General features: G+C 71.2%; 21 protein-coding genes and 1 pseudogene. 10 read left to right on the plus strand and 12 right to left on the minus strand.

Features of this window, described 5'->3' with window-relative positions; all coding sequences use genetic code 11:
* The first annotated feature begins 76 nt into the window (after positions 1 to 76).
* Complete coding sequence (locus ACGFIO_RS13385; RefSeq protein WP_392826032.1) at positions 77 to 637, plus strand: TetR family transcriptional regulator; 561 nt, start codon at positions 77 to 79, stop codon at positions 635 to 637.
* On the opposite strand, the gene ACGFIO_RS13390 is transcribed toward ACGFIO_RS13385, so the two are convergent.
* A complete protein-coding gene (locus ACGFIO_RS13390; RefSeq protein ID WP_392826034.1) occupies positions 617 to 1,084 on the minus strand; it encodes a nitroreductase/quinone reductase family protein in 468 nt (155 codons plus the stop codon). The two genes, ACGFIO_RS13385 and ACGFIO_RS13390, sit on opposite strands and share 21 nt — an antisense overlap.
* A gap of 53 nt (positions 1,085 to 1,137) precedes the next feature.
* Between ACGFIO_RS13390 and ACGFIO_RS13395 the strand changes: the two genes are divergently transcribed.
* The gene (locus tag ACGFIO_RS13395; protein WP_392826035.1) at positions 1,138 to 2,022 is read left to right on the plus strand and encodes a cyclase family protein; all 885 of its coding nucleotides are present in this window, start codon (positions 1,138 to 1,140) and stop codon (positions 2,020 to 2,022) included.
* Positions 2,023 to 2,083: 61 nt separating this feature from the next.
* Here the strand turns inward: ACGFIO_RS13395 and ACGFIO_RS13400 are convergent, their stop codons facing one another.
* Both ACGFIO_RS13400 and ACGFIO_RS13405 read right to left on the minus strand, forming a co-directional pair.
* The gene (locus ACGFIO_RS13400) at positions 2,084 to 2,623 is read right to left on the minus strand and encodes a sigma-70 family RNA polymerase sigma factor (protein WP_392826037.1); all 540 of its coding nucleotides are present in this window, start codon (positions 2,621 to 2,623) and stop codon (positions 2,084 to 2,086) included.
* 20 nt (positions 2,624 to 2,643) lie between these two features.
* Positions 2,644 to 3,531, minus strand: coding sequence for a hypothetical protein (locus ACGFIO_RS13405; RefSeq protein ID WP_392826039.1), 888 nt, complete (start codon positions 3,529 to 3,531; stop codon positions 2,644 to 2,646).
* A 38-nt stretch (positions 3,532 to 3,569) separates the two neighbouring features.
* Between ACGFIO_RS13405 and ACGFIO_RS13410 the strand changes: the two genes are divergently transcribed.
* Positions 3,570 to 3,965, plus strand: a complete 396-nt coding sequence (locus ACGFIO_RS13410; protein WP_392826042.1) for a nuclear transport factor 2 family protein — start codon at positions 3,570 to 3,572, stop codon at positions 3,963 to 3,965.
* A 76-nt stretch (positions 3,966 to 4,041) separates the two neighbouring features.
* Here the strand turns inward: ACGFIO_RS13410 and ACGFIO_RS13415 are convergent, their stop codons facing one another.
* Entirely contained in the window at positions 4,042 to 5,436 is a 1,395-nt protein-coding gene (locus tag ACGFIO_RS13415; RefSeq protein ID WP_392826043.1) for a flavin-dependent oxidoreductase, read from the minus strand.
* Positions 5,437 to 5,509: 73 nt separating this feature from the next.
* A complete protein-coding gene (locus tag ACGFIO_RS13420) occupies positions 5,510 to 6,715 on the minus strand; it encodes a serine hydrolase domain-containing protein (protein WP_392826046.1) in 1,206 nt (401 codons plus the stop codon).
* A 103-nt stretch (positions 6,716 to 6,818) separates the two neighbouring features.
* Between ACGFIO_RS13420 and ACGFIO_RS13425 the strand changes: the two genes are divergently transcribed.
* From ACGFIO_RS13425 to ACGFIO_RS13435, 3 genes are all read left to right on the plus strand, one after another.
* The gene (locus ACGFIO_RS13425; RefSeq protein ID WP_392826048.1) at positions 6,819 to 8,213 is read left to right on the plus strand and encodes an Nramp family divalent metal transporter; all 1,395 of its coding nucleotides are present in this window, start codon (positions 6,819 to 6,821) and stop codon (positions 8,211 to 8,213) included.
* Positions 8,214 to 8,263: 50 nt separating this feature from the next.
* Positions 8,264 to 10,249, plus strand: coding sequence for a tachylectin-related carbohydrate-binding protein (locus ACGFIO_RS13430; RefSeq protein ID WP_392826050.1), 1,986 nt, complete (start codon positions 8,264 to 8,266; stop codon positions 10,247 to 10,249).
* Between the two features lie 246 nt (positions 10,250 to 10,495).
* On the plus strand, positions 10,496 to 10,846 hold the full coding sequence (locus ACGFIO_RS13435) for a sigma factor (RefSeq protein ID WP_392826051.1): 351 nt from the start codon (positions 10,496 to 10,498) through the stop codon (positions 10,844 to 10,846).
* Here ACGFIO_RS13435 and ACGFIO_RS13440 read toward each other — a convergent pair.
* The 3 genes and pseudogenes from ACGFIO_RS13440 to ACGFIO_RS13450 all read right to left on the minus strand — a co-directional run.
* On the minus strand, positions 10,831 to 11,475 hold the full coding sequence (locus tag ACGFIO_RS13440) for a response regulator (protein WP_392826053.1): 645 nt from the start codon (positions 11,473 to 11,475) through the stop codon (positions 10,831 to 10,833). The two genes, ACGFIO_RS13435 and ACGFIO_RS13440, sit on opposite strands and share 16 nt — an antisense overlap.
* Positions 11,466 to 12,593: a sensor histidine kinase gene (locus ACGFIO_RS13445; RefSeq protein ID WP_392826055.1), complete on the minus strand. Its 1,128-nt coding sequence runs from the start codon at positions 12,591 to 12,593 to the stop codon at positions 11,466 to 11,468. Before ACGFIO_RS13445 ends, ACGFIO_RS13440 begins: the two co-directional genes overlap by 10 nt.
* A gap of 14 nt (positions 12,594 to 12,607) precedes the next feature.
* Positions 12,608 to 13,210, minus strand: a pseudogene (locus ACGFIO_RS13450) (DedA family protein); the annotation flags it as partial.
* A 143-nt stretch (positions 13,211 to 13,353) separates the two neighbouring features.
* Between ACGFIO_RS13450 and ACGFIO_RS13455 the strand changes: the two are divergent.
* The gene (locus ACGFIO_RS13455) at positions 13,354 to 15,780 is read left to right on the plus strand and encodes a hypothetical protein (RefSeq protein WP_392826057.1); all 2,427 of its coding nucleotides are present in this window, start codon (positions 13,354 to 13,356) and stop codon (positions 15,778 to 15,780) included.
* Positions 15,781 to 15,944: 164 nt separating this feature from the next.
* Here ACGFIO_RS13455 and ACGFIO_RS13460 read toward each other — a convergent pair whose 3' ends face one another.
* Together ACGFIO_RS13460 and ACGFIO_RS13465 are read right to left on the minus strand one after the other, a co-directional pair.
* Entirely contained in the window at positions 15,945 to 17,645 is a 1,701-nt protein-coding gene (locus tag ACGFIO_RS13460) for a hypothetical protein (protein WP_392826059.1), read from the minus strand.
* A 345-nt stretch (positions 17,646 to 17,990) separates the two neighbouring features.
* On the minus strand, positions 17,991 to 18,923 hold the full coding sequence (locus ACGFIO_RS13465) for a hypothetical protein (RefSeq protein ID WP_392826061.1): 933 nt from the start codon (positions 18,921 to 18,923) through the stop codon (positions 17,991 to 17,993).
* Positions 18,924 to 19,247: 324 nt separating this feature from the next.
* On the opposite strand from ACGFIO_RS13465, the gene ACGFIO_RS13470 reads away from it, so the two are divergent.
* Complete coding sequence (locus ACGFIO_RS13470; protein ID WP_392826062.1) at positions 19,248 to 20,312, plus strand: CaiB/BaiF CoA transferase family protein; 1,065 nt, start codon at positions 19,248 to 19,250, stop codon at positions 20,310 to 20,312.
* Here ACGFIO_RS13470 and ACGFIO_RS13475 read toward each other — a convergent pair.
* Positions 20,295 to 21,146: a helix-turn-helix transcriptional regulator gene (locus tag ACGFIO_RS13475; RefSeq protein ID WP_392826064.1), complete on the minus strand. Its 852-nt coding sequence runs from the start codon at positions 21,144 to 21,146 to the stop codon at positions 20,295 to 20,297. The genes ACGFIO_RS13470 and ACGFIO_RS13475 overlap by 18 nt on opposite strands.
* 101 nt (positions 21,147 to 21,247) lie before the next feature.
* On the opposite strand from ACGFIO_RS13475, the gene ACGFIO_RS13480 reads away from it, so the two are divergent.
* Positions 21,248 to 21,928, plus strand: a complete 681-nt coding sequence (locus ACGFIO_RS13480) for an SDR family NAD(P)-dependent oxidoreductase (RefSeq protein WP_392826066.1) — start codon at positions 21,248 to 21,250, stop codon at positions 21,926 to 21,928.
* Between the two features lie 20 nt (positions 21,929 to 21,948).
* Entirely contained in the window at positions 21,949 to 22,632 is a 684-nt protein-coding gene (locus ACGFIO_RS13485; RefSeq protein WP_392826068.1) for an HAD family hydrolase, read from the plus strand.
* 68 nt (positions 22,633 to 22,700) lie between these two features.
* Here ACGFIO_RS13485 and ACGFIO_RS13490 read toward each other — a convergent pair whose 3' ends face one another.
* Positions 22,701 to 23,558: a hypothetical protein gene (locus ACGFIO_RS13490; RefSeq protein WP_392826070.1), complete on the minus strand. Its 858-nt coding sequence runs from the start codon at positions 23,556 to 23,558 to the stop codon at positions 22,701 to 22,703.
* Positions 23,559 to 23,569: the final 11 nt, after the last annotated feature.

A 23,569-nucleotide genomic window follows, 5' to 3' on the forward strand; every position in this document is an offset into this window, starting at 1 on the left:
GCACTCGACTCGATGACATCTCGTGTCATGGAAGATAGCTCACCATGACATGCCATGTCATCAGTACACTCGCCGGGTGGGCAGATGGGAGCCGGACGCACGGCAGCGGCTCGAGACCGCCGCGATCGAGTTGTTCGTCGAGCAGGGCTTCGCGGCCACGACCGTGCCCGAGATCACCGCCCGGGCCGGGCTGACCACCCGCACGTTCTTCCGCTACTTCGCCGACAAGCGCGAGGTGCTGTTCGGCGGCGATCAGGCGGCCGCGGCGGCCCAGCGGATGCTGGCCGAGGCGCCGGCCGACGTGGAACCGCTGGCGCTGATCGTCTCCGGGCTGCGCGCGGTCGCGGCCGAACGCTTCGAGGGCCGCCGCGACGACCTGCGCATCCGGCGCGACATCGTCAACTCCGACGACGGCCTGCGGGAACGCGACCAGCGCAAACGGAGCGTGCTGCGCGAAGAGGTACGCAAGGCCATGGTCGCCCGCGGCGTCGACAAGGTGACCGCCGCCCTGCTCGGCGAGACCTGCGCGACGCTGCTGTTCGTGTCGGTCGAGGAGTGGCTCGACCAGGACGGCGACCGGCCGCTGGCCGACATCGTGCTGGACACGCTGGCGTCGTTACGCGTCGTGCTCTCGTAGCTCGAAGATCCGGAACGTGCGGTGCGGTGCGCGTTGGCGATACAGGGAATACCCCGGCCACTGATCGAGCAGCAGTCGCCACAGCCGCTCGTGCTCGGCCCCGGTGACCTCGGACGCCACCACCGGCCGGTCGGCGCCCCCGATGGTGACCGTCGCCTTCGGCTCCGCCGCCAGGTTGTACACCCACGCCGGGTCGGTCGGACGGCCCCAGTTCGAGCCCACGACCACGTACGCGGCACCGTCCCGCACGTACTGCAGCGGGCTCCGCCGCGGCTGGCCGGAACGCCGCCCGGTCGAAGTGAGCAGCAGCGACGGCGTCATGCCGAGGGCCACCACCCGCCCCTTGCTCAGCCGGCTCACCCACCGGTCGGCGACCAGGAGCCGGCTGACCACCGGCGCGAAGGCCCGCGACCGACCGGCCGCACGCCACATCGACTGCCACGACATCGAGTGAGAATATCGGCTGAACGCGCCGGAGTCGCCGCCCGTCGTACCGGAGCATGGATCAGAACAGCATCGCCGACTTCCCGACCAACTGGGGCCGCTGGGGCGCCACCGACCAGCTCGGAGCGGTCAACCTCATCACCGCCGAGGCGCGGGCGCGGGGTGTCGCGGAAGCGCGTACCGGAAAGACCGTGTCCCTGGCCCGGGAATCCGCCATCGCGTCACTGAACGCCGGCCCCGCCTCCCCCGTCGAACTGCCCACGGCCGCCGTGCACACGGTCATGATGTTCACCGGCTCGCCCGCCCCCGCCATGGCCGAGTACCTGATGATGCCGTCGCACCACCGGCTGATCACCCACCTCGACGCGATGGGCCACTTCATCGTCGACGGCCAGGTCTACCCCGGAGTCCCCCAGGCCGAGAGCTCCGGCCCGGCCGGCGTCACCCACGGCGCCGCCGACGTCTACGGCAACGGCATCCTGACCCGCGGCATCCTGCTCGACCTGGCCCCCGGCGGCCGCCTCCCCGACGGCCACCCCGTCACCGCCGCCGACCTGACCGCCGCCGCCCGCCACGCGAACGTCGAGCCGCGACCGGGCGACGCGATAGTCGTCCGCGGCGGCTGGGACCACGCCGCCGACCTGCACCGGGGCCTGCCCGGCATGACCGCCGGAGCGGTCCGCTGGATGCACGAGCAGGGCGTCTCGGTGTACGCCGGCGACATCGGCGACGCGATGCCGCCCCTGGCCGACGAGGTCCCCGGCGCCCTGCACCGGCTCGGCCTGGGCCGCCTGGCCATCCCCCTGATCGACGGCGCCGACGCCGAGGCCCTGGCCGGGGTCTGCGCCGAGCTCGGCCGGCACACCTTCATGCTGGTGGTGGCCATTCCGCGCATCCTCGGCACCAGCGGCCTGCCGGTGAACCCGCTGGCCGTGTTCTAGCCCGTTCCAGCCCGGCCACGCGGGCAGGCTCAGCCGGCCCGGCACGGCCACGCGGGCAGGCTCAGCCGGCCCGGCACGGCCACCGGGGCGGCCCGTGAACACGACCACCACCGACCTGGTCCATCTCTGATGAGAGCAGAGCCCGCACGGTACGCAGAGCGTAAAAGCTGCGCGAACGCACAGTTCCCTCGGGTACGCCGATCGCAGCCGCCGCCTCGGCCACCGTCGCGTCCCGGAAGTAGAGGCTGACCAGCACCGCCCGATGCTCGGCGGTCAGGCGGCGCAGCGCCTCGTCGAGCAGCCGCCGGTCCAGGACGCCGTCGATCGGGTCGCCGGTCGCCGGCAGCCGGCCGAGGTCGTCGTCGCTGACCTCGGCCGGACGGGCCCGGCCGGCCCGGACGGCGTCGATGGTCAGGTTGCGGGCCACGGTGAACAGCCACCGGCGCAGCGGCTCGGCGCCGGCCGGCAGCGCGTCGCGGTGGCGCCAGGCCCGCAGCATGGTCTCCTGCAGCAGGTCCTCGGCCGTCTCGGCCGACCCGTTGGTCAGCCGCATCAGATAGCGGCGCAATGGCCGGGCGTGGGCGGCGTACACATCTCGCACCGCCCCGACGCTATGTCCGGTCATCGGCCCCGTCGTCCGGCGGCGGCGGTATCTTTCGTACGCCGCGCGAGCGATCCGGCGGCGAGCAGCAGGCCGGGCAGGGCGCCGATCGCGACCAGCACGGCGATCGGCCAGAAGATGGCCCGGCCGAGCGGTCCGCGCACGTCCGGCGGGCTCCCGATCTGGGTACGCGGACAATCCACCCGCACCCGCTCGGCCCGCGGCAGGTCGAAGACGCCGAACAGGACGGTCACCACGCTGTCGCTGTTGTCGGTGAACTCGACCGTCGGCTGGCGCACCTCGACCCGGCCGCCGCGGCTGTCGGTGATGACGCACGGTGACGGCTGGTCGTTGTAGGTGGCGTAGACGGCGTGGCGGCCGGCGGCCAGGTCGAGCGTTGTGGCCGTGGACGCGTCGGCGGGCAGGAACCGTTCCGTGGCCCACTCGGCGCCGACCCGCACGAAGCCGGTCACCGCGTACACCCCGCCGATGGCCACGAGCAGCACCACCACCCACCAGCGACCGCCGGAGGCCCACCCGGCCGGGCGCCGCACCAGCGTCCCGGCGCCGAACCCGAGCGCGGCGCCCACCACCGGCAGCACGACGACCAGCACCGTCGGCAGCCCGCCGGACAACTCGACCGGGATCAGGTAGCGGTACACCAGCACGACGGCGCCGAGGTGCACGGCCGCGCTGACCGCCGTCAGGGCCAGGACCCACACCAGCCGCCAGGCCCGGTACGCGAAGCCCAGCATCAGCCCCGCGACCACGGCGAACACGGTCGCCGTGAGCCAGATGTCGCCGCCCTCGGGGCGGAAGCCCTCGTACCCGCTGTTGTCCAGCCAGACCGGGGTGAGCAGGAGCGCGGCCACGATCCAGCCGAGCCAGGCACCGATGCGCACGATCATGGACGCCACTGTAGGAGCCCTTGGGTAGGGTCGCCGGCATGGATTCCTTCCGCCGGGCCGCCGAGGCCCGCGACTCCGCCGCCATCGAGGCGCTGCTGGCCGACGACGTGGTGTTCACCAGCCCGGTGGCCCACAAGCCGTACCCGGGCAAGGCGATGACCGCGGCGATCCTGCGCGGGGTGCTGCGGGTGTTCGAGGACTTCCGTTACGTACGGTCGATCGTCAGCGCCGACGGCCGGGACCACGCGCTGATGTTCCGGGCCACGGTGGCCGGCAAGGACCTGCACGGCTGCGACTTCCTGCACCTGAACCCGGACGGGCTGATCGACGAGCTGACCGTGATGGTGCGGCCCCTGTCGGCGGCGAACGCCCTGGCCACCGCGATGGCCACCCAGTTCGGCCGGATCGCCGACGAGGCGGCCGCTAACCCGTAACGGACCGCGCGAACAGGAACAGCCACTGACCGGCCCGCTCGGCCAGATCGCCGACGAGGCCGCCGCTAACCCGCCATCACCCGGCCGATGGTGGCATCTGACGGTTGACCTGGGACTGGTCGAAGCCGGCGGTGACCGAATAGCCCTTGATGACTGCCTCCAGCTCCGCCCGGGTCGCCACCTCGTCGATGTCGGTGAAGCCGTCCGGGGCACGCTCGGCCACCAGATCGATCACGCCCTCGGGGCCGCCGAGGCGGTTGAGCCGGACGATCTCGGCGGTCGCGGGGAGGCGCCGCGCCTCGTATTCGATCAGTGCCGGCGCGACGCCTCCCCCGGCGCTCTGCTCGCTCAGGGGCGGCGCCTGCTCGCTCAGGAGCGCCGCCTGCTTTCCCGGTGGCGCCGCCTGCTCGCTCAGTGGTGGCGCTTTCTCGCCCGGTGGCGGCGCCTGGTCGCTCAGTGGTGACGCTTTCTCGCCCGGTGGCGGCGCGGGCGCGAGCAGGGACGCGAGGCAGCGGGCGTCGAGGATGGCTTGGCTGGCGCCGTTCGAGCCGACCGGGTACATCGGGTGGGCGGCGTCGCCGAGCAGCGTCACCCGGCCGAACGACCAGCGGGGCACCGGGTCGCGGTCGCACATCGGGAACTCGCTGCAGCGCCCCGCGCGCCGGATCACCTCGGGCACGTCCACGATGGACAGCCGGAACTCGCGCTCGACGTGGGGCAGCACGTCCTCGACGCGCCCCGGGCGGTTCCAGTCCTCGCGCCGGGGCGGCGGCCGCGTACCATCGCCCAGCTTGACGCAGACCACCCAGTTGAGCAGCGGCGGGTCGTCGTTCGAGATGGGGTAGAGCACCAGCTTGGCCCGGTTCAGCCCACCCGAGATGATCATCGAGCGGCCGGTGCCGAAGCGCGGGTACGGCACCGTGCCGCGCCACATCATCATGCCGTTCCAGGTCGGCGGCCCCTCGGCCGGATAGAGACTCCGCCGCACGGTCGAGTGGATGCCGTCGGCCGCCACGAGCAGGTCGCCACGGGCGATCACACCGTTCGCGAAGGTGGCGGTGACGCCGTGCTCGTCCTGGTCGTAGGCGACCAGCCGGTGTCCGGGACGGATCCGCGCGGCGCCGAGACGCTCACGGGCGGCCGAGTGCAGCACGGCGTGCAGCCGGCCGCGGTGGATCGAGAACTGCGGGTGGTCGTACCCGGCGTCGAGGCCGCGCGGCTCCCGCCAGATCCGCTGGCCGAGCCGGTTGCAATAGATCAGTTCCCGGGTACGCACACCGACGGCGTCCAGCCGGTCGAGCAGACCGAGCGCGGCCAGCTCCTTCACCGCGTGCGGCAGCATGTTGATGCCGGCACCGGACTCGTGGATCTCCGGAGACTGCTCGTACACCTCGCTGTCGATGCCGGCCGCGTGCAGGCTCAACGCCGCCGCGAAACCGCCGATCCCGCCTCCGATGATGAGAACCTTCACGTGTCCGCCTCCCCCAGGCCGTGACCCGACGCTAGGGCATGAGTGCGTTCACGTTCGACCCCTCGGCCGCGCCTCAGTCCACCAGCGCCGAGTAGACCAGCTGGCGCAGCTGCGGCCCGATCGGGTAGGTGCTGGACGGCATCAGCTGGGTGAAGAACATGGCGGTGACCCGGTCGACCGGGTCGACCCAGAAGGCCGTGCTGGCCATGCCGCCCCAGTAGAACTCGCCCACGTTGCCCGCGGCGTGACCGGGAACGGTGTCCTCGACGACCGCGAACCCGAGCCCGAAGCCGACGCCCTCCAGGCTGGTCTCGGTGAAACCACCGGCGGACAGCGCCTCCAGGTCCTGGCCCCCGGGCAGGTGGTTACGGGTCATCAGGCGCAGCGTGCGCGGGGCGAGGACCCGGGTGCCGTTGAGCTCGCCCCCGTTGAGCAGCATCTGGGTGAACCGGTGGTAGTCGTCGGCGGTGCAGATCAGGCCGTGACCGCCGGCCCGCATGGTCGGCGGTTCCCGGTCCGAGCCGGGCGCCTGGGGCATCGGCACCGCCCGGGCGGTCGCCGGGTGCGGGACGTAGAGGGTGGCCAGCCGGTCGGCGTCGGCCGCGTCGGCCCAGCGCCGTACGCCGGCCATGCCCAGCGGTCCGAAAACCCGTTCCTGGAGTACGGAGTCGAAGTCCTTGCCCGCCACCACCTCGACGAACCGGGCCAGCACGTCGGTGGCCACCGAGTAGCCCCACGCGCTGCCGGGCTGGAACAACAGCGGCAGCTGGGCGTACCGGTCGACCGCCTCGGCCAGGTCGAACGCGTCCAGCGCGTCCAGACCGAACCCGGCCTCCCGGTACAGCCGGTCGACGACCGAGGTCTCCATGAACCCGTAGGTCAGCCCGGCGGTGTGGGTCAGCAGGTGCCACACCCGGATCGGCTCGGTGGCCGGGGTGGAGTACGGCTTCAACGCCGAGCCCTTCGCGTACACCCGCATGTCCTTGAACGCGGGCAGCCAGCGGCTGATCTCGTCGGTGAGCTGGAACCGGCCCTCCTCCCACAGGCTCATCGCGGCGACCGAGGTGATCGGCTTGGTCATCGAGAAGATCCGCCAGAGCGTGTCGTTCCGCACGGGAGCGCCGGACGCGATGTCGCGCAGGCCGTAGACGCTGTCGTGGGCGATGCCGCCGTCGCGGGTGACGACGATCTGCCAGCCGGGGAGCAGGCCCTCGTCGACGTACCGCTGGAAGTGCCGATCGAGGGTCTGCAACCGGTCCGGGTCGAAACCGAGGGTCATGCTCGAAGCGTATGTCGGCCCCGGTCGCCCACAGGCCCGCACTGTGACCCTTGACACTCCCGGGTAGATCCACGAGGGTTGATATCCCGATCGAGGAGGCATGGTGGCCGTCCCGACTCGTTACCTTCCCGCTCCCGAGCTTCGTGACCTGCCCGACGGACCACGGCGCTACCGGCGGCTGATCGGCCCGGGCATCGTCACCGCCGGCGTGGGACTCGCATCCGGCGAGTTCATCCTCTTCCCGTACATCGCGTCGCAGGTCGGTCTGGTCTTCGTCTGGGCCGCGATGGTCGGGGTGGTGACCCAGTACTTCCTGAACATGGAGATCGAGCGGTACACGCTGGCCACCGGTGAGACCGCGCTGACCGGGTTCAGCCGCTTCTGGAAGCACTGGGGCCTGGTCTTCGCGATCCTCACCTACTTCGCCAACCTGTGGCCCGGGTGGGCGACCAGCTCGGCCACGCTGACCACCTACCTGTTCGGCGGCGACAAGACGGTCATCGCGGTCGGCATGCTGCTGGCCATCGGCCTGATCCTGACCCTGGCGCCGGTGGTCTACGTGGCGCTGGAACGCGCGCAGATGCTCAAGGTGGCGGCGGTGCTGACCTTCGTCGTCGTGGCGGCGATCTTCGCGGTCGGTGCCAAGGCGTGGAGCGACGTGCCGCAGGTGGTGACTCAGCCGCGCGTACCCACCGAACTCGGTTTCGCCCTGCTCCTCGGCGCGCTCGCCTTCGCCGGGGCGGGCGGCGGCCAGAACCTGGTGCAGTCCAACTGGATCCGGGACAAGGGCTTCGGCATGGGTACGTACGTTCCACGCCTGGTCAGCCCGGTGACCGGTCAGCCCGAGGCGGAACCGAGCACCGGGTACACCTTCGAACCGACGCCGGAGAACCTGCGGCGCTGGCGGGGCTGGTGGAAGTTCGCCAACGTCGAGCAGCTGACCACGTTCGTGCTGATCACGTTCCTGACGATCCTGTTCACCTCGCTGCTGGCGTACTCGACCGTCTTCGGCCGCGACGGCCTCGAGAACAGCATCTCCTTCCTGCAGATCGAGGGGCAGATCCTGGCCGAGCGGGTCGGCTCGTGGTTCCAGTACCTGTTCTGGGTGATCGGCGCGTTCTCGCTGTTCGCGGCCGCGCTGGGCATCGTCGACTACACCAGCCGGCTCGCCGCCGACGTGATCAAGACCTCATACGCCCGCCGGGCCAACGAGAGCAAGGTGTACGCCGGGCTGGTCTGGGGCCTGGTCGCCATCGGCATCGTGGTGCTGGTGGCCGGCTTCAGCCAGCCGATCGTCCTGCTGGTCACCTCGGCGGTGGTCGGCGGCTTCATGATGTTCATCTACTCCGCCCTGCTGATCCTGATCAACCGCCGGATCCTGCCCGCGCCGATCCGCGTCCGCGGGGTCCGCCTGGCCGCCCTGATCTGGTCCTTCCTGCTGTTCGGGGTGCTGTCCGCGCTGACCTTCCAGGACCGGATCGGCGACTTCTTCGATTGATGGACCACAGTGGTATAACCTCCCCGCAGCACCACCAACGGGGAGGAAAATTGAAAACTCACTGGGGCATCCGTCTGCGCACGGCGGCCGCCGCGGCCGCCGTCGCGGTTCCGCTCGTCGTGCTCACCTCGACCGGCCCGGCCTCGGCCGCCGACACCTGGCAGTGCACCACCGCCGCCTACGGCTTCGCGGTGGACAGCTCGGCCCACCTCTGGCGTTACCCGTTCACGGCACCGGGCACCAACACCGCCGCGCACGGCACCCGGGTCGACCTGGGCGGGGGCTGGAACACCTACGGCCGTGTCCTCGGCGGACCCGACCTGAAGGTCTACGGCATCAACGCCAACGGCCTGTTCCGCTACCGCAACGTCGGCACCGGCTGGGAAAAGGTCGACGGCGTCATCAACTGGAAGATCAGCACCGAGTTCACCCAGTACGCCACGGCCGCCTGGCGCGACAAGATCACTGTCGACGAGCTCGGTGACTTCTACGCCGTGGACAGCGACGGCCGGCTGCGCCAGTGGCGCTACGACGAGGCCACCCGGGTGTGGACGATCAACGGCCGGGTGCTGAGCACCGGCTGGGACCGCTACGACCTGATCTTCGCCGCCGGGCCGGGCGTCATCTACGGCCGGACGCCCGAGGGCAAGCTCTTCCGCAGCCGCTACGAGCCGGCCAGCCAGCGCTGGCTGCAGGAGCACCACGAGGTCGGCCACAGCTCGTGGCAGCAGTACACCAAGGGCATCTTCGCCATCGGCGGCGACACCTTCTACGCCCCGCGCGGCTCCAACGGCGAGCTCGCCCACTACCGCTACCGCGAGGACAACGACACCTGGCCGGTGCAGAACCGGATCGCCGGCAACAGCGGCTGGCAGAACTTCACCAACACGACCGGTACGACCAACTCGTGCCAGCTCACCGACCGCCACGAGCCGGCCCGCCCCGCCACGCCGATCCAGGCCAACAGCCCGATCGTCGCCCTGCAGCGGCCGGCCAGTGGCACCCAGCTCGGCCCGATCGAGTACGTGTACGCCGACAACATCGGCCGGCTCCGCCACGCCTACCAGTCCGACCCGGACAACTTCGGCGCGCCGCAGTGGGCCGCCGTGCCCACCGACGACGCGTTCAGCGGCCGGCCGGCGCTGGTCGCCAACCCGCAGGGCAACATCCAGCTGCTGGCCCAGAACACGAACAGCGACGCCTGGTCGTTCACCCGGCAGCCGGCCCCGAGCACGTCCTGGGCGCCGGGCCTCAGCCTCGGCGGCGCGCTGAAGTCCCGCCCGGCCGTGGTGCGGCTGTCCGACGGCACGCCCGCCGCGTTCGGTTTGGACGTCGACGGCGCGCTCTGGCACCGCCGGTACAGCGGCACGGTCGGCGACGTCAACCTGCTCAGCTGGCGCAAGCTCGGCGGCAGCGGCCTCGGCGGCGAACTCGTCGTCGTGCCCGGCGCGGACCGCAAGGCGACCCTGTTCGCGCTGGACGCGGACGGCACGCCGGTCACCGCCTCGTACGTCGACGGAACGGTCACGGCCTGGACCGAGCTGGGCGGCAGCGGCTTCACCGCCAGCCCCGCCGCGGTCAAGCTGCCCGGTCAGGTCCTGCGGGTGTTCGCTCGGGCCGCCGACGGCCAGATCCTGACCCAGCAGCAGACCTCCGGCGGCGCGTTCCCCGGCACCTGGACCCCCGTGGGTACGTTCACCGCGGCCGGCGCCCCGGCGGCGGTGCTCGACCCGCTGACCGGCCGGCTCTTCGTGGTCGCCCGAGGCACGGACAACGAGATCTACCGGGTGTTCGAGACCGCGGCCGGCGCGGGCACGTGGGGCGACTGGCTCCCGCTGGCCCCCGACGGCACGTCCGACCCGTCGGTCACCGAGCCGACGATCACCGAGTTCACCAACGGCGGCGGCCAGACGTACCTGATCGCCTTCCGCAACCAGAACGACGCGACCCGCATCTACACCCGCCAGAACGTGTCCGGCAAGGCCGCCAAGGCGTCGGTGTTCGCCGCACACGGCATCGCCGCACCGCCGCGGTAACGCAGCAACCACCGCGGCAACGCCCTGGCACCACGGCAACGCAACAACCACCGCGGCAACGCCGTGGCACCACGGCAACGCAACAACCACCGCGGTCACGCCGTGGCACCACGGCAACGCAACAACCACTGCGGTCACGCCGTGGCACCGCTGTCACGCCGTGGCACCGCTGTCACGCCGTGGCACCGCACTTCCACCTCAGTCCGGTGTCAGTGCGGCGTCGGATGTTCTTCGTCGCTTCGCAGCATGACCTGCATCGATCGGCGGCACGCGCCCAGCGTCCTCCGTCGCCTGCTCCGGCTCACCAACGGTGACCGGCCGGCGGCGGAGGACATGCTGCAGGAGACGATGCTCCGGGCCTGGCGGCACGTCGAAAAGCTGCCCGCCCACGAGCCCGAACAGCGGCGCCGGGCCGCCGAGGGGAGCCCGGCGCATCGTGATCGACTCGGCCCGGGGCGCGCAACGGACGCCCCGCCGAACCGCCGATCCTCGACGTCGACCGAATCATCCTGGTCGAACAATGCCGCCGCACCGCGCCAGGCCTCGTACTCGGCCCGCCGCCGAACCACTGACGTCATCGCTCACGCACCGAGGTAGCGGAGAACGGCGAGCACCCGACGGCTGTACCCCGCCTCAGCCGTCAGGCGCAGCTTGTCGAAGATCGCGTTGACGTGCTTCTCGATCGCACTCTGCGAGATGTGCAGTTCGGCACCTATCCGCGCGTTGGTCAGCCCCTGCGCCATCCGCCCGAGCACATCGCGCTCGCGACCGGTCAGCGAAGCCAGCGGATCAACATGATCGGACCGCGCGAACAACTGCCGCACCACCTCCGGATCGAACGCCGCCCCGCCCTCACCCACCCGCGTCAGCGCGTCGAGAAACTCGCCGACCTGCACCACCCGATCCTTGAGCAGGTAGCCCACCCCGGCCGCGGTACTCCCGAGCAACTCGCCGGCGTAACGCTTCTCGACATACTGCGACAGCACGAGCACCCCCACCGCGGGCCAGTCCGACCGGATCCGCAGAGCAGCGCGCAGCCCCTCGTCGGTGTGCGTGGGCGGCATCCGCACATCGGCCACCACGACGTCGGGCGGATCGGCCGCGACCGCCGCCAGCAGCGCCTCGGCGTCCCCCACCGAGGCCACAACGTCATGCCCCTCGTCGGCGACCAGCCGCTCGAGCCCGGCCCGCAACAGTGTCGAGTCCTCGGCCAGAATCAGGCGCACGGCAGCACCGCCGCGATCGTGGTCGGGCCGCCGGCCGGGCTCTGCACCGAGAAGCGACCGTCCAGCGCGGACACCCGGCGGGCCAGCCCCGTCAGCCCTCCCCCGGCCGGATCGGCACCCCCCGAGCCGTCATCCGCCACACGGACGTGGAGGTCACCGCCATGGCGACGGACGGCGACGTCGATCGCGGCGGCCCCGGCGTGCTTGACCGCGTTGGTAACCGCCTCGCAGACCACGAAGTACGCCACTGTCTCCACCGCGGACACCGGCCGGTCATCGAGCTCCACCGCCAGGCGGACCCGCACCGGCGACCGATCGGCGACCGTCTCCAGCGCGGCCGGCAACCCGCCCGCGTCCAGCGCCGCCGGGAACACCCGCCAGGACACCTCCCGCAACTCGGACAGCGCGTCGGCCGCCTCGCCGTGGGCCTGGCGGAGCAGCTCCGGGACCCGATCCGGCTGGGCCCGCCGCGCCCGGCCGAGCAGCAGGCCCAGCGCGACCAGTCGCTGCTGCACGCCGTCGTGCAGGTCACGCTCGATCCGCCGGCGCTCGGCGTCGACCGCGGCCACCACCTCGGCCCGCGCCGTCGAGAGCTCGGCGATCCGCCGCTCGTAGGCCACCCGGTCGCTCGGCACCAGGAACCGCGCCGCCAGCGCCCGGTCGAGCCCGGCCATCGTGAGCAGGCCCTGCAAACCGAGGAAGGCCAGGAACGCGGCGGCGCCCAGGATGTAGATCACGTTCAACGGAGTTGGCGGGATGTCGTCGACCGGCTGGCCGATGAACCAGCCGAGGACGAGCAGTGCCACCGTGATCGCACCCCATCCGTAGAGGATCACGACCAGGCCGCCGAGCAGTCCGACCGGCAGGTGCAGGGCCAGATAGGCGGCGGCCCGGGCGGGCTCGACATCGCCGTCGATGTGCGGTCCGCCGAGCCACTGGTTGACCCGGGACCGGTCGAAGACGGCCAACTGCCGTGCTCCGCCGCGTACCCATCGACGGCCGGCCGGCACCGCCCACAGCAACCCCGCGCCCAGGAAGAACACGAGTGCGCCCAGCGCGGTGGCGCCGCCGACCAGCACCCCGAAGATCTCCCGCACCCAGCGAGCCACGATGTTCACCGGACCAGTGTCCCGACCCGGCGCACCACGAACCAAGCCAGCGCGACGAGCACCACCGCGATCACGACCTTCTGCAGGACTCCCGCATAGCGCTCCACCAGCGCCCAGTTCTCGCCCAGCTGGTAGCCGGCCAGCACGAATATCGAGTTCCAGATCGCGCTGCCGGTCGTCGTGTAGACCAGGAACCGGCTCATCGGCATGCGTTCGACGCCGGCCGGTAGCGAGATCACGCTGCGAAAGATCGGGATCATGCGGCCGAGGAACACCGCCTTGCCGCCATGCCGGGCGAACCACTCCTCGGTGCGATCGATGTCGGCCAGGTTGATCAGTGGAAGGCGGGCGGCGACAGCGCGTACCCGATCACGGCCGAAAGCCGCGCCCAGCAGATAGAGAACCACCGCGCCGACGACCGAACCCAGCGTGGTCCAGAAGAGAGCACCCGTCAGGCTGAGCTCGCCCCGGCTGGCGGCGAACCCGGCCAGCGGGAGGATCACCTCGCTGGGCAGCGGCGGGAAAAGGTTTTCCAGGGCGATGGCCAGGCCCGCGCCCGGACCGCCGAGGGAGTCCATCAGGGCGACGGCCCAACCAGCGATACCGCCTTCGTCTGCAGAAATCATGCGGTCGACGTTATGGAGCGCGGCGAGCGGTTCCCATGGGGTTCGCCGCCTGCTTTTTTGCGGAAAACCACAGCTTGCGGCGGCCCTACGCCCGGAGAAGGGTGGACGCAGGAGATCAGTGAAGATCAATCCGGGAGCGTGTCATGAAGTCACTCGCGGCCGCTGTGGTCATCGGCGTCGTCATCAGCCTGGCCGGTCCAGGTCCGGTGGCCCACGCGTCCGCCGCTGGCGCGCTCGCGGAGACCAGCAGGCTCGCTGACCGGCGCTTCGTCGTCACCGGCGACCGGATGTACGAGGTCGGCGCCGCGGACGGCACCTATCCCGCCACCGGCTGGCACATCCGCGGCGAGATGGGCGGGTTCTGGTCGCCGCCGATCAAGCTGCTCGACGGCATCTGGTTCAGGGTCGGCGGCACGTGGTTGCGGGCCGGCCGATTCTCCTCCGGGCCCGGCTTCACGACGATGACGCTGAACGGGCCGGGAGGCCTGACGGTGCAACGCGTCGACGTGGTGCCGGACGGCGGTCGCGCGGCGCTCATCGGCCTGCGGTTCCCGCCGTCCGCCGGCTCGCTCCGGCTGACCGTCGAGGCGCATTCCGAGCTGCTGGCCGCGTACCCGTGGACGTCCACGACGCCCTCCGCGGGCGGCACCAACCGGCCCGACGTGGGGTCCTTCGACGGGCACAACCTGGTCTTCACCGATCATGAGCGCGCGGCCGTGGTGGGCAGCGATCTCACGCCGGGTGGTCACGCGCTGGGCGCCGGGATGCGCGGGCCCCAGGGGGCGGTGATCTGCGGTGACCCGGCTCCGGCCGAGTGCGACGACGGCCCCGACGGCAGGGGTACGGGCGGACGACTCATCTACGACGTGCGTGGCGGCCACACGGTGTGGTTCGCGGTAGCCGGGTCCGACCAAGGTCTCGCCGCCGCGCGTTCCTCCCTGTCCCGGGCTCTGCGCAACCCCGAGGCGGCGCTGGCGGCGAAGGCGGCCGCCCGGCGTGCGGTGGCCGAGCGCAGCCGCGTCGACCTGCCCGGCGACCGGCGGCTGGAGCAGAGCGTCGAGTGGTCCAAGCAGAACCTGGCCGACTCCGTTCAGGAGTCACGTGACCTGCGTCTGTTCGCCAGCGACGAGGGCACCGCGATGCCGCCACCGGCCGGCATGCTCGCACGGGCCCGCTGGATCGGCGCGGGCTGGCCGGACTATCCGTGGATTTTCGCTACCGATGGCGAGTACACCGCTTTCGCCGCGGTCGCGGCCGGTCAGTTCCCGGCCGTCAAAGATCATCTGCGTACGCTGCGCGACATCAGCGACGTCATCAATCACCGCTCCGGCAAGGTCGTCCACGAGGTGACGCCGGACGGGCAGGTCTACTTCGGCACCAACGATGATCCGGGCAACACCGACGAGACCGTGAAGCTGCCCAGCGCGGTGGCCCTGGTCTGGCGCTGGACCGGTGACGACGCCTTCCGGGACGAGATGTACGACTCCGCCGTGCGTGGCATGCGCTACGCGCTCGCACTGGACGCCGACCATGACGGCTGGCCCGAAGGCAGCGGCAACGTCGAGCGCGAGGGCATGGGCCCCGAGAAGCTGGACGTGGCCGTCTACACGATCCGTGGCCTGCTCGACCTGGCTTCGCTCGCCGCGTCGAAAGGCGACCGCGCGACTGCGGCCTGGGCGTCGGAGAACGCGGCAAGCCGGATGCGCGGGTTCGAGAGAGCCTGGTGGTATGGCGGGGACGCCCGCTCCTACGCCGACTCGCTGGCCGACTCCAAGCTGTATCAACGCTTCTGGATCGGCGCCGTCCCGATGGAGGCGTCGTTGTCCGGCGGCGGCATCGTGGCTAGCCGACCACATGCGAGCACTGCTCTGTCGCAACGTGAGCGGGGCTGTTTCACCGGCGAGTTCGGCTTCTTCCACACCGGCACGCCCGGCTGTGACAGCGTGGTGTCGTCGGTGCCGCCCGAGCGCAGCGTCTTCTCGCTCGGGAACGCGATCATGGCGGTTGCCGAGGGCAACACCGGGCGGTTGGCTCAGCAACGCCGCTACACCACGGCCAATGCGCGCAGCCAGCTCGATCCGGCGGCGTGGGAAATGCCGGGAGCGATGCCCGAGATCCTGCCGTCGCCTGACTTCGGCTCCAACCTGGAGAAGGACTTCCTGAGCCGCTCCAGCGTCCTGCAGGCCTGGGGCGCCTACGGCGTGCTGTGGCCGGTGATTCATCAGCAGCTGGGCGTCTCACCCGATCTGGGCAACGATGCCTTGACCGTGGCGCCTCAGCTCCAGCCCGGCGCGGGCCCGATCGCCGGGCGGAACATCGCCGTGGGCAAGGGTCACGTCGACGTCCGAGCCGCAGCCCGGAACAACGCCCTCACTGTCGCGGTCGACGCCGCGGTCCGGGCGCGCCTGACCCTCGGCGTGGTCCTGCCACCCGGAGCTACCGCGGCCTCGGCCACTCTCGACGGCCGACGGGCGCCGTTCCGACTGCTCGCCACATCCCGCGGCACCGAACTGCACACTGCGGCCGGCAATACGGGCGGCCGCCACACGCTGACCGTCGACCTAAGCTGAACACGAACGAGAACGCAGCCGCCTCACCGCGGCCCGGCGCGGCTCCTGGAGCAGGACAGGGCCGGGGACTGGACACGACCGAGAACCGGGGACCGAACACGACCGAGAACCAAGCACCGAACACGACCGAGAACCAAGCACCGAACAGGGCCGGGGAAGGTCGGTCAGAACGCGGACAGTTCGGTCCACCAGTCGGTGCCGAGGATCAGGGCGTAGCCATACAGGCTCCACAGGAACTGGTTGAGTGCGACCACGCTCTCGCCCTCGGGGGCATCTGAGTTGGGGTTGCGTACGTACTGCCAGACCTCGGGGCGGCAGGTGAGCTCGCCCCACGACTCTACGGGAGTGCCCTGGATGCGTTGCCACAGGTGGGCTCGGACCGAAGGTCTTGTGCGGCGGGTGTTGAAGACCATGTTCGCCTCCTCCCGGGTCACCGGGATCGGCGTCACTGAATCGGGGTCGCGTAGGTCGTAGCCTCGGCGGTGGGGCTTGTCGCAGCGGAAGCGGCCGCCGGCCAGCGGGAAGTCGAGCAGGGACGGGGCCAGGGACTCGATGACGCCCATCGCTACCCGCTCGTTGCGGAGGTCGATGACGCCGGGGTGCTCGTTGGTGCGGAAGCGGGGCGCGCCGCTGGCCACGATGTCTTCACACAGCAGGGCGAAACGCTCGTCGACCATGGGGGTGATGAGCGGGTTCCAGTTGCGGGCGTACGCGTACTGCGACTGGAACTGGAAACTCAAAACATATTGCAGGTAGGCGTGGAACGTGATGCTCTGCGGGACGGCGCCGGGGGCGGCCAGGGTCTCGTTGGCGAACTCGCGGACGGCGCGGGCGTTGCGCTGGGCGAACTGCGGGCGGAGATACGGGCTCACGGTGCGGTTGGACGCGCTGGCCACCGCCTCCTCGAGGGAGCGGACCCGCTGGATGAGGCCGCCACGTTGCAGATGCGCGTGGCCCATGATCAGGGGCGGACCAGGGACGGTGCCCTCGCCGCGAATCGTGTAGAGCAGGGACGTGGCGGTCGGCAGGCCGCCCGTGTAGGCGATCTTCCGGCGGGTTTCCATATCGATCTCGTCGCCTTGCGGGCGTTTCTGCCGGGGCGGACGCAGACACGACTCGTGGCCCATCACCCTCGCCACCTTGTCGGCGATCTGCCCCTCCAGCTCGCCGGGGAAGTTGTTGTTCACCGGCGTGGCGGCAATGCCCTCGTGCATGAGGGCCGCGGCGACAGTCCTCGAGTCCTTGCCGCCGGAAACACGGATCTCGCCCTGCGGAAGCTTCCCGAGAACCGACCCGGCACGGATCAATGCCTCGGACACGGAGTCCAGACGCTGCTGGAAGGTGCCGACCTGATATCGACCGTACGAGGGGCGGGGCGCGGGGCGGATCAGCGTCCCGAACGTGCCGGGCCGGTTGATCAGAATGGATCGGGGCGGCACCCGGTAACAGCCGATGAACGGGGTCGACCCGTCGATCGCCGCCCCGGCACCCACCGTGGCCAGATAGAACGACTCGTCGATCCGCGGCTGTTCCATGCCGGTGCTCGCCACGTGCACGAGCAGGGGACTGTTGCCCACGTGCAGGCCGTCGGACGTCTCGGCGTAGTGGACCGGTTCGAGCGACGGCGTCGAGTGCCCGGCGCACACCTGGCCGTCCTTGCGCCGCACCGTCACGTAGCTGTAGATCCCGCCCGGTGACCGCACGATCGGCCGTTCGTCGCGGTCGGCCGACGCGAACAGGTTCCGCCGGGCACGGGGGCTGGACACGTCGTCGACCAGGTAGCCGGAGAACACGTAGATCGTCGACTCGTCCTCGTAGACGTACTCCGGCAGCGGACTGTGCACGTTCCGGGCGATCGTTACCACGGTGGTGATCGAATTACCGGGAATCGTACGCGTCGTGATCTTGTATTGCGGCCCTAGGAATTCGGCACCGCGCGCCTCTGCCCGCGCGACGAATTGATCGGTCGCCTCGGCCGGAATGCGCGATACGAGATACGTGTCCATGCGGCTTGTTTCCCCCGGTAAATCGAGCCCTGTCGCTTCGCAGGCGCTCAGGGTACCGGTCTAGCACGGTCAGTCAAGGGAAATGGCGTACGCCGAAAAAGCGATCATGAAATGTGCCGGAAATCGATCAATACGGACCTTCCACCGCGGATCCGTGAATGCATCCTGCGGCGTCCGTACGCCTTATCCGGAAAGCGCTGCGTTTCAGCCGTGCAGTGCTGTCAGCGCGGCGACGATGCAGGCGATACCCACGGCCGCGAAGGACGCCCCGGCGTAGCACGCGTACTGGCCGCGCCGCCGCAGCCAATAGAACTCACCGATGGCCGCGACCTCGTCGACGGCGGCGCGAAGGTCCCGCAGCCGCGCCGTCCGGGTCCTGCGCGCCTGCTCGAGGTCGGCACGGCGCCGGGTCGCCCGTACCGCGTCGTGGTTGTCCTCCGCCGCCTCGTCGTCCGCCTCCGCGGCCTGGCTCTCCGCCTCGCTGGCCCGCTGGACGGCACAGGCCAGGGCGGCGAGCGTCGACTCCTCGACGATGATCGCGTTGCGCAGCCCGTTGAGATCGTTGACGCCGTCCGGCAGGTAGAGGTCCTGCTGCGTCTCGACCACACTGCGCCAGCGGGCCAGGGGGCCACGACCGGACCGCTGCACGTCCTCGAACGACACCGCCCTGGGCTGCATGACCTGCAACAGCAGAAACATGGTGCACAGCAACATGGCCAGACCGAGCAGGCCCCACACGACCGCCCGGGCGTTCAACGGCTTCTCACCGAGTTCGCCCAGCGGCGACGTGCCGAGCAGCAGGGCCAGGGCGGCGCCCAGCACAGTGGACATCCACTTGGCCGACTCGCGGAGCCGGTCGCCCAGCGCACCCCAGTGTTCCCTCGCCCCGCGCAGCGGCGTGGTCCGCCGATCGGCCTCCGGGTCGAGGCTCGGCGACCAGGCCGGCCAGATCACCGCCTCCGGCTCCCACGACGTGTCGTCCCCTGGCCAGTCGGCCAGCGTCGCAGGGCCGGCGCCGCGCTGAACCGTACGTTTGACGACGCCGTCGACCGGCGAGACCTCGACCCGCCAGTAGATCTGCTCGGAATCGTCGCCCGCCGGAGCCCGGCGCACATGCACACCGTCGAGTTCGACCACGGCCCATCCCCCATCCCGGCCGAGAACCATCGACCGACGAAGGTACGCGCCCGACCGCCGGCCGCGAACTGGGCCGCTCGAAGTAATCGTTGGGTCGTCACAGAAACGTCAGCGATTTCGCCCGCTTGGCTCAACCGGGTTTCGGTCACGCCAGGATAGTCTTTGTGAACAGTCGACGTTTCCCGCGAAGAGCCGTTGACCTGCAGCGACTCGTCAAGGCACTCGACGAGCTCCTCATGGCCGGCAACGCACCTGGACGGGACGAGGTCTTCTGGCGGCAATAGCGTTGGGCACCACCGCGCGGCGAGCTGAGGCATTGAGCACATGGGACCGCTGAACGGCGTACGCGTGATCGAGCTGGCCGGCCTGGCCCCGGGCCCGTTCGGCTGCATGATGCTGGCCGACCTGGGCGCCGACGTCGTGCTGGTCGACCGGCCCGATCCGTTGCCGCCGGCCCTGCTGCGCCGCGGCCGTCGCGTGGTCACCCTCGACCTCAAGTCGCCGTCCGGGACGGCCGGGCTGCTCAGCCTGGTCGAGCGGGCCGACGTTCTGGTCGAAGGCTATCGCCCGGGGGTGGCCGAGCGCCTCGGGTTCGGTCCGGCCGTGTGCCTGCGCCGCAACCCGGGGCTGGTGTACGCGCGGCTGACCGGCTGGGGGCAGTCCGGCCCGCTCGCCGACCGGGCCGGCCACGACATCGACTACCTGGCCCTGGCCGGCGCCCTGCATCCGCTGGGGCGCCCGGGCGAACGTCCGCACGCCCCGCTCAACCTGCTCGCCGACTTCGCCGGGGGCGGCCTGCTGCTGGCCGTGGGCGTGCTCGCCGCCCTGCTGGAACGCGAGCGCTCCGGCGCCGGCCAGGTGATCGACGCCGCGATGGTGGACGGTTCGGCGCTGCTGACCACGTTCCTGCACGGCCTGATCGCGGCCGGTCAGTGGTCGGGCGGGCGGGGCGGCAACCTGCTCGACGGCGGGGCGCCCTTCTATGACACGTACGCCACGGCCGACGGCGAGTTCATGGCCGTGGGCGCGATCGAGCCCGCGTTCTACGCCGAGTTGCTGGCCGGCCTGGACCTGGCCGGCGAGCCGCTGCCCGAGCAGTACGATCCCGCGGGCTGGCCGGTCCTGCGCCGGCGGTTCGCCGAGCGGTTCGCGCAGCGTACCCGGGCGGACTGGACCTTGGTCTTCACCACCCGCGACGCGTGCGTGACCCCGGTGCTCTCCCCGTCCGAGGCCCCGGCCGACCCGCACAATCGCGAGCGGGCCACCTTCACCCAGGTCGGTCCCGACCTGCAGCCGGCCCCGGCCCCGCGGTTCAGCCGCACTCCGCCGGCCCCGCCTCGGCCACCGGCGCCCGCCTCGCTCGACGAGGTGCTACGCGGTTGGCGTTGAGTTTTCGAGGTTCTGCAGGCCGATCACGCGCAGCAGGTCGAGTTTCTGCTCGTCCTCCGAGCCCGGTACGGCCGTCATCACCACGATGGTCTGGTCGCCCGGGCCGCCGGTGAAGGTGTCACAGTCGACGACGATGTCCCCGACCAGGTCGGTGTGCAGCGTCTTGCGGCTGGTCCGCAGCTCGCCGACAGTGCCCGCCAGCCAGCGCCGCGCGAAGTCGGGTGACTCCTTGATCAGGCGGTCGATCAGCCTCGGGAGCTCGGGGTCGTCGGGGTAGCGGCCGAGGGCGCTGCGCAGGTGGCCGACCAGGTCCCGGCGGTACGCCTCCTCGTCCTCGAGCGTGTGCGTCACCGGGATCGAACCGGCGAAGTAGCGCCAGGCGACGTTGCGTTCCAGCCCGCTCTGGCTCGACGGGTCGCCGAACAGGACGGCCCACAGCGGGTTCCACAGCACCAGCTCGTACATCGCGGTGTGCACGGCCACCGCCACCGGCGCGTTGCGGAACCGGTCGACCATCCGCTGCGCGCTCGGCGTGACGTGCCGCGGCACGTGCCCGGCGGGCGGGACGGCCGCACCGGCCACGCGGAACAGGTGGTCGCGTTCGGCGTCGGTCAGCCGCAGCGCGCGGGCCAGCGAGGTCAGCAGCTGCGGGGAGGGGTTGCGGGCCCGGCCCTGCTCCAGCCGGACGATGTAGTCGACGCTCACCCCGGCGATCAGGGCCAGTTCTTCGCGGCGCAGGCCGGGGGCGCGGCGGTTCAGGCCGGGCGGCAGGCCGACGTCCTGCGGGCGTACCCGGTCCCGCCACGCCCGCAGGATCTGCGCGAACTCGTCCATGTCCCCATGGTGCCTCGGGTCCGGGCGCGGCGGGTGGTACTGCCGATCCCACCGTCGAACGTTCCCTGTCAGCGGGCCCGGCGGCGGCGCAGATTGGCGGCATGACCACAACTCTGGTGACCGGGGCCAACAAGGGCCTCGGTCTGGAAACCACCCGCCGTCTGATCGACGCCGGTCACACCGTCTACGCCGGGATGCGTGACCTGGGTTCCGGGGGCGCGGCGAAGGATCTCGGCGCGATCCTGGTCCAGCTCGACGTCACCGATCAGGACAGCGTCGACCGGGCGATCGCGTCACTGCCCGAGCTCGACGTGCTGATCAACAACGCGGCCGTCGTGGGCCCGTCCTGGACCCTGGACGACCTGGACGTCGAGGCGATGCGCATACCGTTCGAGACCAACGTGTACGGGATTGTCCGGGTCACCCAGGCCGCCCTGCCCCTGCTCCGGCGCTCGTCGCACCCGGTGATCGTGAACGTGGCCTCGGGGCTGGGCTTCCCGCGGGCGCTGCTGGACCCGCGGGACGACTCCTACACCGCGTACCTGGTGCCGTACTCCAGCTCGAAGGCCGCTGTGCTCGGGTTGACCATCCAGTACGCCAAGAACCTGCCCGGGATGCGGGTCAACGCCTCCGATCCGGGCTACACGGCCACCGACCTCAACGGGCACCAAGGGCACCAGACCGTCACCGAGGGCACCGACGCCACTGTCGCGCTCGCCCTGATCGGCCCGGACGGCCCGACCGCGGAGTTCCACAACCGCCACGGCCGGATCGTCTACTGAACGCGTTAGAAAGACCGCCGATGGGGTACGCCGGGGGCGTGGCCGATACCGCGATCTTCGACGTCGACGGCACGCTGATCGACACCAACTACCACCACGCCGTGGCCTGGTTCCGGGCGTTCCGGCGGTTCGGGATCACCCGGCCGCTGTGGCGCATCCACCGGGCCATCGGGATGGGCGGCGACCAGCTCGTGCCGGCCGTGGCCGGTCAGGAGGCGCAGGACCGGCACGGCGAGGCGCTCGAGGACGCCTGGCGGGAGGAGTTCGACCGGCTGATCGACGAGGTGCAGCCGTTCGAGGGGGCCCGGGAGCTGCTGGCCGAGGTCAAGGACCGCGGGTTCAAGCTGGTGCTGGCCAGCTCGGGCAAGAAGCCGCACGTCGAGCAGTACCTGGACCTGATCGGTGGCCGGGAGCTGGCCGACGCGTGGACCACCTCGGAGGACGCCGACCACAGCAAACCCGAGCCCGACCTGGTCCGCAACGCGCTGGCCCGGGTGGACGGCGCCACCGGGGTGATGGTCGGCGACTCGACCTGGGACTGTGTCGCCGCGGGCAAGCTCGACGTGCCGACGATCGCGGTTCGCACCGGCGGGTTCTCGGTCGAGGAGCTGACCGAGGCGGGCGCGATCCGGGTCTTCGACTCGCTGGTCGAGCTGCGCGACCACCTCGACGAGACACCGCTGGCCCGCCCGGCCACCGCCTGATCTGCGTTTCGGCTGCTCCGGCGGTGGCCGGACCACGCCTCGCACCTGGGTGATCCGTCAGCTTCGCCCTAGGCCGGGCGCAGGACGAAGTCGTACGCCAGGGTGCGGTACGGCTGGTCGAGCCCCCGGGCGGCGTAGTCGTCCGGGTCGTCGTGGCGGCTGGTGCCGCGGACCGCGGCGGCCGGGACGGCGCCCTCGACCGTGCCCTCGACCAGTGGGTCGCCGTCGAAGTAGACCTGCGTGGTCAGCGGCAGGCAGCCGTCGGCGGTGACGATGGCGTGGATGTGCCGGGGGCGCTGGCCGCGGAGCTGCACGGCCTGGACCAGCGTGTCGAGTGGCCCGCCGGGGGTCAGCCCGAACGTCTCCACGCCGGGCATCACGGTCCGGAACTCGTACCGTCCGGCCGCGTCGGCGACGACCTTGGCCCGCAGGTTGTACCGCGGGATGCCGGTCGAGTCGTTGGGGATCCCGGGCAGCCCGAAGTCGCTGCTGTCGAGCCCGGCGTAGACGTTGTCGGCGTCGATCTGCCACAGGTCCAGGGCGGCGCCGGGCACCGGATCGCCGCCGGTGGTGCGAACGGCACCGGACACGATCAGCGGCTCCCCCGGCTCGTCCGGGCGCATCGGCAACACCGCCGGCGTGTCCAGCACCGGGGCGCCCGGAAGGTGGGCGGAGCCCCGCATCTCCCAGGGGCTCGCACCGTCCTTCTCCGGGTGGGCGTACGTGGCGCCGTCGGTGGCCCGGAGGACGGCCTTGTAGAAGAAGATGGCCAGCGCCGGGATCTCGTCGGCGTCGGCGACCTTCCGCAGCCATCCGGTCGTGGCCCGCAGCTCGTCCAGGGTGATCTGGTGTCTGAGGATCACGTCGTCGACGGCTCGGCGCAGATCGGCGAGGACGACCGGCAACCGGCTCTCGAGCTCGATCATGTGGCGGCCCC

This window comes from Actinoplanes sp. NPDC049265 (assembly GCF_043197135.1).
GTDB lineage: Bacteria > Actinomycetota > Actinomycetes > Mycobacteriales > Micromonosporaceae > Actinoplanes.